The sequence below is a fragment of the Pseudomonas sp. DC3200b2 genome (assembly GCF_049895785.1).
Lineage (GTDB): Bacteria > Pseudomonadota > Gammaproteobacteria > Pseudomonadales > Pseudomonadaceae > Aquipseudomonas > Aquipseudomonas massiliensis.
This window is the reverse complement of record NZ_JAFCTA010000007.1, coordinates 32,699-45,694: the sequence shown is the minus strand read 5'-3', so window position 1 is coordinate 45,694 and position 12,996 is coordinate 32,699. Positions and strand designations below refer to the sequence as shown.

The 12,996-nt window shown below is 62.3% G+C and carries 11 protein-coding genes; 5 read left to right on the top strand and 6 right to left on the bottom strand.

Annotated features, from left to right (window positions below; genetic code table 11):
* Genes crcB through ACP691_RS18760 form a run of 4 tightly spaced genes read right to left on the bottom strand, consistent with a single transcriptional unit; the run spans position 1 to position 5,018 of the window.
* Positions 1-375, bottom strand: a complete 375-nt coding sequence (gene crcB, locus ACP691_RS18775; RefSeq protein ID WP_426153246.1) for a fluoride efflux transporter CrcB — start codon at positions 373-375, stop codon at positions 1-3.
* Entirely contained in the window at positions 372-1,697 is a 1,326-nt protein-coding gene (locus ACP691_RS18770; protein WP_426153248.1) for a replication-associated recombination protein A, read from the bottom strand. The genes crcB and ACP691_RS18770 overlap by 4 nt, the downstream gene beginning before the upstream one ends.
* Before the next feature lie 15 nt (positions 1,698-1,712).
* The gene (lolA, locus tag ACP691_RS18765; RefSeq protein WP_426153250.1) at positions 1,713-2,336 is read right to left on the bottom strand and encodes an outer membrane lipoprotein chaperone LolA; all 624 of its coding nucleotides are present in this window, start codon (positions 2,334-2,336) and stop codon (positions 1,713-1,715) included.
* Between the two features lie 48 nt (positions 2,337-2,384).
* Positions 2,385-5,018: a DNA translocase FtsK gene (locus tag ACP691_RS18760; protein WP_426153252.1), complete on the bottom strand. Its 2,634-nt coding sequence runs from the start codon at positions 5,016-5,018 to the stop codon at positions 2,385-2,387.
* A 365-nt stretch (positions 5,019-5,383) separates the two neighbouring features.
* Between ACP691_RS18760 and aat the strand changes: the two genes are divergently transcribed.
* The 3 genes from aat (at position 5,384) to infA (ending at position 7,146) form a co-directional block, all read left to right on the top strand.
* Entirely contained in the window at positions 5,384-6,064 is a 681-nt protein-coding gene (gene aat, locus ACP691_RS18755) for a leucyl/phenylalanyl-tRNA--protein transferase (RefSeq protein ID WP_426153320.1), read from the top strand.
* 57 nt (positions 6,065-6,121) lie between these two features.
* Positions 6,122-6,829, top strand: coding sequence for an arginyltransferase (locus ACP691_RS18750; protein ID WP_426153254.1), 708 nt, complete (start codon positions 6,122-6,124; stop codon positions 6,827-6,829).
* A 98-nt stretch (positions 6,830-6,927) separates the two neighbouring features.
* A complete protein-coding gene (gene infA, locus ACP691_RS18745; RefSeq protein WP_002553999.1) occupies positions 6,928-7,146 on the top strand; it encodes a translation initiation factor IF-1 in 219 nt (72 codons plus the stop codon).
* A 94-nt stretch (positions 7,147-7,240) separates the two neighbouring features.
* Here infA and clpA read toward each other — a convergent pair whose 3' ends face one another.
* Both clpA and clpS read right to left on the bottom strand, forming a co-directional pair.
* Positions 7,241-9,511 carry an ATP-dependent Clp protease ATP-binding subunit ClpA gene (gene clpA, locus ACP691_RS18740; RefSeq protein ID WP_426153256.1) on the bottom strand — a complete coding sequence of 757 codons (2,271 nt, stop codon included), beginning with the start codon at positions 9,509-9,511 and terminating at the stop codon, positions 7,241-7,243.
* Between the two features lie 31 nt (positions 9,512-9,542).
* Entirely contained in the window at positions 9,543-9,920 is a 378-nt protein-coding gene (gene clpS, locus ACP691_RS18735) for an ATP-dependent Clp protease adapter ClpS (protein WP_040264457.1), read from the bottom strand.
* Positions 9,921-10,143: 223 nt separating this feature from the next.
* On the opposite strand from clpS, the gene cspD reads away from it, so the two are divergent.
* Complete coding sequence (gene cspD, locus ACP691_RS18730) at positions 10,144-10,401, top strand: cold shock domain-containing protein CspD (protein WP_040264459.1); 258 nt, start codon at positions 10,144-10,146, stop codon at positions 10,399-10,401.
* 363 nt (positions 10,402-10,764) lie between these two features.
* The gene (locus tag ACP691_RS18725; RefSeq protein WP_426153258.1) at positions 10,765-12,990 is read left to right on the top strand and encodes an NADP-dependent isocitrate dehydrogenase; all 2,226 of its coding nucleotides are present in this window, start codon (positions 10,765-10,767) and stop codon (positions 12,988-12,990) included.
* Positions 12,991-12,996 lie beyond the last annotated feature (6 nt).

Here is a 12,996-nt window from a genome sequence, read left to right as displayed (position 1 = left end):
TCAGAGTTTGGTCAAGTACAGGCCCGCCCAGGTTGCGAGCAGGCCGCCTAGGACACTGGCAGCGGCATAGCCGAAGGCCAAGGGTGCCTGGCCGCTTTCCAGCAGCCGCAGGGTGTCCAGGGAAAAGGATGAAAAGGTTGTCAGCCCGCCGACGAAGCCGACGATCAGGCCAGCCTTGAGGTACAGCGGCGCGTCCGGACGCGCCAGAAAAGCCCCGTAAAGATAGCCAATGATCAGACAGCCTACGAGGTTCACCGCCAGGGTCGCCAGGTAATAATGTCGCGGGTAGTTCGCGGTTACCCAGGTGCCCGTGGCGAACCGGAGCAATCCGCCAAGAATGCCGAACATGGCCACCGATACCACTGTGGGAATCACGGTTTCCTCCGCTGCAAGGGGCTGGCCCGGTCCAGTTCCGCCAAGTGCTTGAGTTTTTCGCCGATCTTCAGTTCCAGACCGCGCGGCACGGGCTGATAATAATGCCGTGGTGCCATACCTTCGGGGAAGTAGTCTTCACCGGCGGCATAAGCGTCTGGCTCATCATGGGCATAGCGGTATTCGTCGCCATAGCCCAGGTTCTTCATCAGCTTGGTAGGCGCGTTGCGCAGGTGAAGCGGCACTTCCAGTGAACCCAGGCCCGCGGCATCGGCCTTGGCGGCCTTGAACGCGGTGTAGACGGCGTTGCTCTTGGGCGCGCAAGCCAGATAGACAAGTGCCTGGGCCACCGCCAATTCGCCCTCCGGGCTGCCGAGCCGTTCCTGTACATCCCAGGCGGAAAGGCAAAGCGCCAGGGCCCGAGGGTCCGCGTTGCCTATGTCTTCGCTGGCCATGCGTACCACGCGCCGCGCAATGTAAAGCGGGTCGCAACCGCCATCGAGCATCCGCGCGTACCAATAGAGCGCGCCGTCCGGGTTGGAGCCGCGCACGGATTTGTGCAAGGCGGAGATCTGATCGTAGAAAGCCTCCCCGCCCTTGTCGAATCGGCGGCGGGTGTCGCCGAGCAGGCTTTGCAGCAGCTCCACGGTGATAGCCTGTCCATCCTCGACCAGATCGGAGGCGTTCTCCAGCAGGTTCAACAAGCGACGGCCGTCACCGTCGGCGGCCGCCATGAGCATGGCGAAAGCGCCCTCCTCCAGACTCAGCCGACGCTCCCCCAGGCCACGGGGTTCATTCAGGGCACGCTGCACCAGTTGGCGCATGGCGGCTTCGTCGAGACTCTTGAGCACATACACTCGGGCCCGTGACAGCAGAGCATTATTGAGTTCAAAGGAGGGGTTTTCAGTGGTAGCGCCCACGAAGATCAGGGTGCCGTCTTCGACGAAGGGCAGGAAGGCATCCTGCTGAGATTTGTTGAATCGATGAACCTCATCCACGAACAGCAAGGTGCGCCGGCCGTATTGCGCGGCCTGCTGACGGGCGACCTCCACCGCCTGGCGGATCTCCTTCACCCCGGCCAGTACCGCGGAGACTGTGACGAAATGGGCATCGGAAACCTTGGCCAACAACTGGGCCAGGGTGGTCTTGCCCACCCCGGGCGGGCCCCAGAAGATCATTGAATGCAGCGCGCCCTGTTCCAGCGCCTCGCGCAGGGGCTTGCCGCGGGCCAGGAGGTGATCCTGGCCCACGTATTCATCAAGCGTGCTCGCGCGCAGCCTCGCCGCCAGGGGCTGCGCGGGCGGGACGGAACTGAACAGGTCCATCAGGGCGGCGAGGCCTTATTCCTGGATGACGTCGGCACCCTTGGGGATGGCGAACGTAAACTTGCTGGCCGATACCGGCTCGTTGGCCTTCACGCCCATGAACAGGATATTGGTGCGCTGGCCGACGCTGTCGATCAACTGCATGTCATTGATCAAGCCCCGCCGGAATGACAAGCGCAGGGAGTCGAAGAGCGTGTCCTTGGTTTTCGGCTTGAGCACGAAGTCCATCACATCGCCCGCCTGCTTGGCGGTAATGTCGAAGCTCTGGCTGATCTTGGACACGTCACCGGAGAGCAGCAAGGCAGGCGTCTGGGTCAGGCGCTGGTCCAGCTTCTTGACGGTCACCTGTTCCAGGTCCGGGTCCCAGAGGGATACCTTCTGGCCGTCGGACACCATCAACTGCTCCTGTGGCGCATCGGTGTGCCAGTTGAAGAGCCCAGGGCGCTGCAAGGTCATCTCGCCGCTGGTTTCCTGCAATTGAGTACCGCCTGCGTCCAGGGTGAGCTGGGAGAAGCGCCCGGTCAGGGTCTGCGACTTCTCCAGCAGCTGGGTCAGGGACTTCACCGCCTGCTCATCGGCCACCACGGAAGCGCTGGCCAAGGCCAGCGCGGACACCAACAACATGCGAATCAGGCGCATGATAATCCTCTAGTCAGAAAGCCAGCCGGCGCCATCGGACGCCAGCGTTTAGTCCCGCGCCGGGCCAGGCGCGATCACGTCGCGGCTGCCATTGCTGTTCATCGGCGTAACCACACCCGCCATTTCCATGGCCTCGATCATGCGCGCCGCTCGGTTGTAGCCAATCTTCAATTTTCTCTGCACCGAAGAGATGGAGGCCCTGCGGCTCTCCAATACGAAAGCCACGGCTTCGTCATAGAGCGCATCGCTTTCGCTGTCTTCGCCGTCGCCGCCACCGCCGCCTTCGTAGGTGCCGCCGCTGCCTTCCTCTACCCCGTTGAGAATATCGTCGTTGTAGTCAGGCGAGCCACGCATCTTCCAGGCTTCCACCACGCGGTGCACTTCGTCATCGGAAACGAACGCGCCGTGAACACGAATCGGCAGACTGGTACCGGGCGGCATGTACAGCATGTCACCGTGGCCTAGCAACTGCTCGGCGCCGCCCTGGTCGATGATGGTCCGCGAGTCGATCTTGCTGGACACCTGGAACGCCATGCGGGTGGGAATGTTCGCCTTGATCAGGCCGGTGATCACGTCCACCGACGGGCGCTGGGTGGCCAGGATCAGGTGAATGCCGGCGGCACGAGCCTTCTGGGCGATACGGGCGATAAGCTCTTCGACCTTCTTGCCCACGATCATCATCATGTCGGCGAATTCATCGACCACAACCACGATGGTGGGCAGGGTATTGAGCAGCGGCGCTTCGTCTTCCATGCTCTCGCGACGGTAGAGCGGGTCCCCAAGCGGATGGCCCGCTTCCTGCGCCTCCTTGACCTTGCGGTTGAAGCCGGCCAGGTTGCGCACGCCCATGGCCGCCATCAGCTTGTAGCGGCGCTCCATCTCCGCCACGCTCCAGCGCAGGGCGTTGGCCGCGTCCTTCATGTCCGTCACCACGGGGCACAGCAGGTGCGGGATGCCTTCGTAGATGGACAGCTCCAGCATCTTCGGGTCGATCATGATCAACCGCGCATCCTGTGGCGTGGACTTGAACAGGATCGACAGGATCATTGCGTTCACCCCCACGGACTTGCCGGAGCCGGTGGTACCGGCGACCAGCAGGTGAGGCATCTTGGCCAGGTCGGTGATCACCGGCTTGCCGCCGATGTCGTGACCAAGGGCAAGGGCCACCGGCGACTGCGCCTCTTCGTACTGCGGCGTGGATAGCACCTCGGAGAAACGGACGATCTGGCGGTCTTCGTTGGGAATCTCGATACCCACCGTGGTCTTGCCCGGAATCACTTCCACCACGCGAACGCTGGTGACAGCGAGCGAGCGCGCCAGGTCCTTGGCCAGATTGGAAATCCGGCTGACCTTGACCCCCGCGGCGGGCTGTATCTCATAGCGGGTAATGACAGGCCCTGGGTGGATGGAGTCTACCGTAACCTCGACGCCGAATTCCTTGAGCTTGATTTCGAGCAGCTGGCCGACACCCGCCAGGGATTCGGGCGAATACTGGACCTGCTTCTTTTGCACCGGATCGAGGATCGATAACGGGGGGATGGTGCCTTCCAGCGCCGCGTCCACCATGGGTGGCTCCGGCTTTTCCGGAAACAGGCGCCGCACGGGTTCAGCTTTCGGAGCCGGAACCGGCACAGCCGGAGCTTGCGCGGCAGGCGCGATGATAGGTGGCATCGCTGGCGCGGACACCTGGGCAACAGGGCGCACGGCCGCCAGTCGGGGCGCCTCGCTGGGCGCTTCCGCGTCCAGGGCGGAGAAGCTTTCCAGCTCCTCCTCGTCGTCCCATGGCATGCGCAGAGCCACCTCGGGCACCCTGGCCCGCGCGGTCGCCGGGGCGCCTGCCATGGCGACCGCCGGCGTGGACACCGCGGCCGCTGGCGCCACAACCTCACCGCCGAACACCGGTTCCTGCCGCACCGCTACCGGTTGCGGCCGGGCCTCGCTGCGAGGTTCCACACGGGTTTCCTTGCGGGGTGTGGGGGCTTCCACATGCACGGGTTCGTCGTCTCGCAGGCGCGCCACCAGGCGTCGCTGCTCGCTACGCGCCGCCCACCAGCGGCTGGCCGCGCCCGTGACCAGTTCGAAGAGGTCCAGAGTGATCTTGCCCGTGGTGTCCATGACCGCAAACCAGGAAAGATCCGTGAATACGGTGAGGCCGAACAGGAAAAGCGCGATGAACAGCAACGTACTGCCCTGGACGTTAAGGGCGTTGCGGGCCAGGTCCCCAAGGCTTTCGCCCAGGGCGCCGCCGGCGGAGGCCGGCAGGCTGGCGGCAGAATGGAAGTGCAGATGTGCCAGCGCCGCGCCGGATAGCACCAGGAACACCAGGCCGATCAGCCGCCAGGAGAACAGCCAGCCGCTCCACTGCCATGGCTGATGGCGCTCGCGGAAGATCTGCCAGGCCTTGACGCCCAGCAACAATGGGAAGATGTAGGCAAAGTACCCCAGTACCATGAACAGGATGTCCGCGGCGTAGGCACCGGCGCGCCCAGCGGCGTTCTGCACCTGGCCGACGCTGGTGCCCGTGTGGCTCCAGCCCGGATCGGCCTGGTCGTAGCTCAGCAAGGCCATCCAGAGGTAAAGGCACAGCGCCGCCATGGCAATGAGGGCGCCCTCCTTCAAGCGGTAGTGCAGCTGTTGCCGCCAGAGAGGGACGGGGACGGGTTTAGCGGTAGACTTCTTCAAAACGCGTTCTTTCCTGCGCGGTACGCGCGACCCAGGGACTGTATCGCGGCCGGTTCCGTTCATGGCTGACCATTGTACGGATTTACAGTACCGATGTCATAGGGTGGCGCTAGGCCAGTGTTCAGGCGAGCACGGGCGGACGACTGATAAAATGATTCCGATTTGACCATGGTTTTCTTGACCTGACAAAGGGTTAAAGCCTTTATTTGCTTATCTGCGTGAAGCTTCATGGACCAGCAGGCCGACAGGGGGTTCCGGGCCCCTTGGCTCGCTGGCCATCGGCCAAGCATGCGCATACGGACTCGACGACAGTGACCACCGAGGGCGATACTCTCCCCTCCCCTTTCGCTCGACCTGTCATTCCGATGCTGACCTGGCTGACCCGCAACGACCTGTGCTTCCCACCCCTGGAGCGAGCCCTGCGCAACCCTAACGGTCTGCTGGCCGCTGGCGGGGACCTGACCCCGGAACGCCTGATCGCGGCCTATAGACATGGCTGTTTTCCATGGTATGAACAAGGCCAGCCTGTAATGTGGTGGTCTCCCGACCCACGCATGGTAGTGGCGCCAACCGATGTCAGAGTATCGCGCAGCTTGCGCAAGACCCTACGCCAAGGCCACTTCCAGATCACTCTGGACAAGGCATTCACCCAGGTCATACAGGCCTGCGCCGCGCCTCGCGCCTATGCCCGGGGCACCTGGATCACCCCTGCCGTCGAACGGGCCTATACCGAGCTGCATCGGCGCGGCATCGCCCACAGTGTCGAGACCTGGCGAGACGGCCAACTCGTTGGCGGGCTCTACGGTATCGCCATGGGCCGGTTGTTCTTCGGTGAATCCATGTTCAGCCGAGCAACCGATGCATCCAAGGTCGCGTTCGCCTATCTGGCCGAGTACCTGAACAGTCATGGTTTCGTACTGATCGACTGCCAGATGCATACCCGTCATCTGGAAAGCTTCGGCGCAAGGGAAATCGCGCGCGCCGAATTCGTCCAATACCTTGAGCGCCACCTGGATGCGAGCAGCACGGCTACCTGGGGTCGCTAGGCGAGTCGCGCCACGCTGGCATACACTCATTGAGTAAGCTTCGATCGAGGGTTGATCATGACCGAGTTGGCGCGCCTGAAGTTCTATGCCACTCAACCCCATGCCTGCAGCTACCTGCCGGACGAGCAGGCCACCACGCTGTTCCTGGACCCAAGCCAGCCGATGGACCCGAGCGTTTACGCCGACCTTTCAGAGCTGGGCTTTCGTCGCAGTGGTGACCACCTTTACCGCCCTCATTGCCAGCGCTGCAATGCCTGCGTGCCGGCCCGCATCCCGGCGGCGCGCTTCCTGCCCAGCCGACAGCAAAAGCGTATCCTCAAGCGCAACGCCGATATCCAGGTACAAGCGACCCGTCCGCGCTTCACCGAAGAATATTTCGACCTTTACAGGCGCTATATCGAACAGCGCCACAATGATGGTGACATGTACCCGCCCAGTCGCGATCAGTTTTCAACTTTCCTGGTACGGGACCTGCCGTTTTCCCGCTTCTACGAGTTCCGCCTCGAGGGCCGGCTCGTAGCCGTAGCGGTCACAGACCTGCTGCCCAACGGCCTGTCTGCCGTTTACACGTTCTACGAACCCGAGGAAGAGCGACGCAGCCTGGGCCGCTTTGCCATTCTGTGGCAGATCAGGGAAAGCTTACGGCTGAACCTTGGGGCTGTGTATCTTGGCTACTGGATCAAGAACTGCAAGAAGATGAACTACAAGACCCAGTACCGCCCAATCGAATTGCTGATCAACCAGCGGTGGGTAACACTGAACTGAGCCCTTGGCGCGTGGTCCCTTTTTCGGGCACAATATGCGCCGCTTTTGCCTGGCGCAGTTGCACCGGGCCACTTTCTGGATACCGAGGGCTTTACTGCATGTCGAAAGAAGACAGCTTCGAAATGGAAGGCACTGTCGTCGACACCCTGCCCAACACCATGTTCCGCGTGGAGTTGGAAAACGGGCACGTCGTTACCGCGCATATTTCTGGAAAGATGCGCAAGAACTACATCCGAATCCTGACCGGCGACAAGGTCCGCGTCGAGCTGACCCCTTACGACCTCAGCAAGGGCCGCATCACCTACCGCGCTCGCTGATAGCTCGAAACGACAAAGCCCGGCTTCCAAGCCGGGCTTTTCGTATGCGTGTGACTGACAGGGCGCGGCGAGAGCGAACCCTCGCCACATGCCTTCAGGCCATTTCGGCGGCGGTTTCGAAGTCGAACGTAAGCTCGCCATCCTTGATATCGATGTGCACCACCCCGCCGTGTTCCGACAGCTCGCCGAACAGGATCTCTTCGGCCAGGGGCCGCTTGATCTTGTCCTGAATGAGTCGAGCCATGGGCCGGGCACCCATTTGCGCATCGTAGCCACTTGCCGCCAACCAGCTGCGGGCAGCATCGGTGACTTCGAGTTGCACACGCTTGTCTTCCAGTTGCGCCTGCAGTTCGGTAAGGAACTTGTCGACCACGCTCTTGATGACTTCATGGCTGAGGCGACCGAACTGGATGATGGTATCCAACCGATTGCGGAATTCCGGCGTGAAGCTCTTCTTGATCACTTCCATGGCATCGGAGGAATGATCCTGCTGAGTGAAGCCGATGGAGGCCCGCGCAGCGGTTTCCGCACCTGCGTTGGTGGTCATGATCAGGATCACGTTGCGGAAGTCGGCCTTGCGCCCGTTGTTATCGGTCAGGGTGCCGTGGTCCATGACCTGCAGCAGCAGGTTGAAGACTTCCGGATGCGCCTTTTCGATTTCGTCGAGCAACAGCACGCAATGTGGCTGCTTGGTGATCGCCTCGGTGAGCAGCCCGCCCTGGTCGAAGCCCACATACCCGGGAGGCGCGCCTATCAGCCGGGACACGGTATGCCGCTCCATGTACTCGGACATGTCGAAGCGTACCAGCTCGATACCCAGCGCCTTGGCCAGCTGGCGGGCGGCTTCGGTCTTGCCGACCCCGGTCGGGCCGGCGAAGAGGAAGGAACCCACAGGTTTGTCGGGCGCCTTGAGGCCGGCGCGTGAGAGCTTGATCGCCGTCGACAGCGAGTCGATGGCCGCGTCCTGACCGAACACCGTCAACTTCAGGTCGCGCTCCAGGTTACGCAGCAGTTCCTTGTCGGAGCTGTTGACGTGCTTCGGAGGGATGCGCGCGATCTTGGCGATGATGTCCTCGACCTGAGGCACCTCGATGCGCTTGACCCGAGCCTCGGCCGGCTGTAAGCGCTGGTAGGCGCCGGCTTCGTCGATCACGTCGATGGCCTTGTCCGGCATGTGGCGGTCGTTGATGTAGCGAGACGCCAGTTCAGCCGCGGCACGCAGGGCTTCGTCACTGTATTCGATGCTGTGATGCTGTTCGAAACGGTTCTTCAAGCCACGCAGGATGCCAATGGTGTCTTCGACCGATGGCTCGCTGACATCCACCTTCTGGAAGCGACGCGCCAGGGCACGGTCCTTCTCGAAGATGCCACGGAATTCCTGGAAGGTGGTGGACCCGATGCAGCGGATTTCACCAGAGGACAGCAACGGCTTGAGCAGATTGGACGCGTCCATCACCCCGCCGGACGCAGCGCCCGCACCGATGATGGTGTGAATCTCGTCGATGAAGAGAATCGCCTGGGGCCGCTTGCGCAGCTCGCCGAGCAGGGCCTTGAAGCGCTTCTCGAAGTCGCCCCGGTACTTGGTGCCGGCCAGCAGCGCGCCCAGGTCCAGGGAGTAGACGACACTGTTGGCGAGCAGGTCAGGCACCTGGCTGTCGACGATGCGCTTGGCCAGGCCCTCGGCGATGGCGGTCTTGCCGACGCCCGCCTCGCCCACCAGCAGTGGGTTGTTCTTGCGCCGGCGCGCCAGGATCTGCGCGACGCGCTCGACTTCGCTCTCGCGCCCGACCAGCGGGTCGATACGCCCTTGACGCGCCAGCTCGTTCAGGTTGCTGGCATAGGCATCCAGGGGGTTCCCGGAGGATGAAGACTCGCCGCCCTCGTCGTCCTGCATTTCCTGCTCACCCTCGGAGTGCTCGCCATGCCCCGGCACCTTGGAAATACCATGGGCGATGTAGTTGACCACGTCGATGCGCGCCACGCTCTGTTGCTTGAGGAGGAAAACAGCCTGGCTTTCCTGCTCGCTGAAGATGGCCACCAGTACGTTGGCACCGGTGACTTCGCGCTTGCCGGAGCTCTGCACATGGAAGACGGCGCGCTGCAGCACTCGCTGGAAACCGAGCGTGGGCTGGGTTTCGCGGTCTTCGTCGTGGACCGGAATCAGTGGGGTGGTGGAGTCGATGAACTCCTGGAGGTCGTGCTTGAGTTTGTCGAGGTTGGCACCGCACGCCCGTAGCACGGTAGCGGCTGCCTCGTTATCCAATAAGGCCAGCAAGAGATGCTCGACGGTCATGAATTCATGCCGTTTGGACCGAGCCTCCTTGAAGGCCAGATTGAGAGTGACTTCGAGCTCGCGGTTTAACATAGCTTCACCTCATAACCCAAGTGGCCGGATTTCAACCGTCCTTCTCGATTTCACAGAGTAGCGGATGCTGGCTTTCCCTGGCGTACTGATTCACCTGCATGGCTTTGGTTTCGGCGATGTCCCGGGTGTACAGCCCACAGACCGCACGCCCTTCCGTATGCACCGCCAGCATCACCTTGGTCGCCAGCTCGCGATTCAGGTTGAAGAACAGCTCCAGCACCTCTACCACGAAATCCATCGGGGTGTAGTCATCGTTGAACAGCACCACCTTGTACATCGGCGGCGCCTGTAGCGTCGGCTTGGACTCCTGCACCGCCACGCCGGCGGAATCGTCCTCGTGAGGCGCGGGGCTGTCCGGGCCGAGCCGGCCCTGTTGGAAGGTTAGACGAATATGGTTGGTTGAATGCATTTCGGAAGTGTTCATCGTTGAGCGATCGAAGGTTGTGGTGAGACGTGTGTCCAGATTGATACTCGGCCGCCGCATGACCTTGACTATCGGCAAAACGGTGTTACAAACAGTAGAACCCACATTGGGGAGGAAAGGTCCGCGCAGTCAAATAAATTTTTCGGCCGGCGCGCGGGCTTGGTGGATGATACTCCAGAGATGGGGTCCTTTGCAGAGGGATATGAGCATGCCAAGCGGTAAAGTCAAGTGGTTCAACAATGCCAAGGGCTACGGGTTCATCAACGAGGACGGAAAAAGCGAAGATCTGTTCGCGCATTTTTCGGCCATTGAAATGGAAGGTTACAAAACGCTCAAGGCAGGGCAACCCGTAAAATTCAACATTATCCAAGGCCCTAAAGGCATGCATGCCGTGGGGATTTCACCGGTAACCGACTCTGTCAACGTTGCCGTTTCACAGTACGCGTCTTCTACCGAACACGCCTGACGCAGCCCAACTCCCGATGGCTGGGCCCGCTTACCGAGGCGGCCCAGTCATATTTCGCCCTTCCCGCCTTTCCATCGCCATTGCCGCCACCTCCGGCGAACTTTCGTGCGCCCGGCCATGGGTTTGATATACTCCGCCCGGTGACCAGTGAGTCATAGTGGCGCACCCCCATGCAAGGTACGCCCAGCGGTAACCGTGAACCCGTCCAGGCCCGCACCTCGGCCCGGCCGTTTGACGCTCGACTGATGCACCCAACATCACCGCGAGGCCTCTCGACTTTCGACGCGCGCCGCTGCGCCGAAAGCGCCTACCCTGCGCAACGAGATGCTTAGCATGCTCAGCAAAACAGAGAGTTAACTCGACATGCCCACCCGATCCAAGATCATCTACACCTTCACCGACGAAGCCCCCGCCCTCGCCACCTACTCCCTCCTGCCCATCATCGAGGCGTTCACCAAGACCGCCGACATCGCCGTCGAAACCCGCGACATTTCCCTGGCCGGCCGCATCCTCGCCGCCTTCCCGGAACGTCTAGGCGAGCGTGCCGTATCCGATGACCTGGCGGAGCTGGGCGAACTGGCGACCACGCCCGAGGCCAACATCATCAAGCTGCCGAACATCAGCGCTTCGGTGCCGCAGCTGAAGGCAGCGATCAAGGAACTGCAGGCCAAGGGCTTCGACGTCCCGGACTACCCCGACACCGCTGACAGCGACGAGGCCAGGGACGTACGCGGCCGCTATGACAAGATCAAGGGCAGCGCCGTGAACCCGGTACTGCGCGAAGGCAATTCCGACCGCCGCGCGCCCCTGTCGGTCAAGAACTACGCGCGCAAGCACCCCCACAAGATGGGCGCCTGGGCAGCGGACTCCAAGGCCCACGTCGCGCACATGGACAACGGTGACTTCTACGGCAGCGAGAAAGCCGCCGTCATCGCCGCCGACGGCACCGTGCGCATCGAGCTCGCGGGCAAGGATGGCAACACCACCGTGCTCAAGGAAAAGACCAAGGTCCAGGCCGGCGAGATCATCGACAGTGCCGTGATGAGCCGCAAGGCCCTGCGCGCATTCGTCGCGGCGCAGATCGAAGACGCCAAGGCCCAGGGCGTGCTGTTCTCGGTACACCTGAAGGCGACCATGATGAAGGTCTCGGACCCGATCATGTTCGGCCAGTTCGTCGAAGAGTACTACAAGGACGCCCTGGCCAAGCATGAGGCCACCCTGGCCGAGGCTGGCTTCAACAGCAACAATGGCATCGGTGATCTCTACGCGCGCATCAAATCGCTGCCGGCCGACAAGCAGGCTGAAATCGAAGCGGACATACAGGCGGTGTACCAGGCTCGCGCCGCCGTGGCCATGGTCAACTCCGACAAGGGAATCACCAACCTGCACGTGCCCAGCGATGTGATCGTCGACGCCTCCATGCCGGCGATGATTCGTGATTCGGGCAAGATGTGGAACGCCAAGGGCGAACTGCAGGATGCCAAGGCAGTGATCCCTGACCGCTGCTACGCCACCATCTACCAGGCCGTGATCGACGACTGCAAGCGCAATGGTGCCTTCGACCCCACCACCATGGGCAGCGTGCCGAACGTTGGCCTGATGGCCCAGAAGGCCGAGGAATACGGCTCCCATGACAAGACCTTCCAGGTCAAGGCCGACGGCGTGGTCCGCGTGCTGGACGCCGACGGCAAGGTACTGATGGAGCAAGCCGTGGAAGCCGGCGACATCTTCCGCATGTGCCAGACCAAGGACGCGCCCATCCGTGACTGGGTCAAGCTGGCGGTCAACCGCGCCCGCGCCAGCAACACCCCGGCCATCTTCTGGCTGGACGCCAACCGCGCCCACGACGCCGCGCTGATCGAAAAGGTGCAGCGCTACCTGAAAGACCACGACACCGCAGGCCTGGACATCAGCGTCCGCTCGCCAGTGGAAGCCATGAAAGTGTCCCTGGAGCGCATTCGCGCCGGCAAGGACACCATCTCGGTCACCGGCAACGTACTGCGCGACTACCTGACCGACCTGTTCCCGATCATGGAACTGGGCACCAGCGCCAAGATGCTGTCCATTGTCCCTCTGATGAACGGCGGCGGCCTGTTCGAGACCGGTGCCGGCGGTTCCGCGCCCAAGCACGTTCAGCAATTCAACGAGGAAGGCTTCCTGCGCTGGGACTCCCTCGGCGAATTCCTCGCCCTGGCCGCTTCCCTGGAACACCTGGCGACCGCCTATGGCAACCCCAAGGCCCAGGTCCTGGCTGACACCCTCGACCAGGCCACCGGCAAGTTCCTGGACACGAACAAGTCCCCTTCCCGCAAGGTGGGCGGCATCGACAACCGCGGCAGCCACTACTACCTGGCCACCTACTGGGCTCAGGCGCTGGCCGAGCAAACCCAGGATACCGACCTGCAGGCGCGCTTCAAGCCGTTGGCCGAGGCCCTGACCAGCAAGGAAGACACCATCGTTTCCGAACTCAACGGCGCCCAGGGCAAGCCTGTGGACATTGGCGGTTACTACTTCGCCACTGCGGAACTGGCAAGCAAGGCCATGCGCCCCAGCGCAACCCTCAACGAAGCCATCGCTTCATTGCAGTAACGAGCG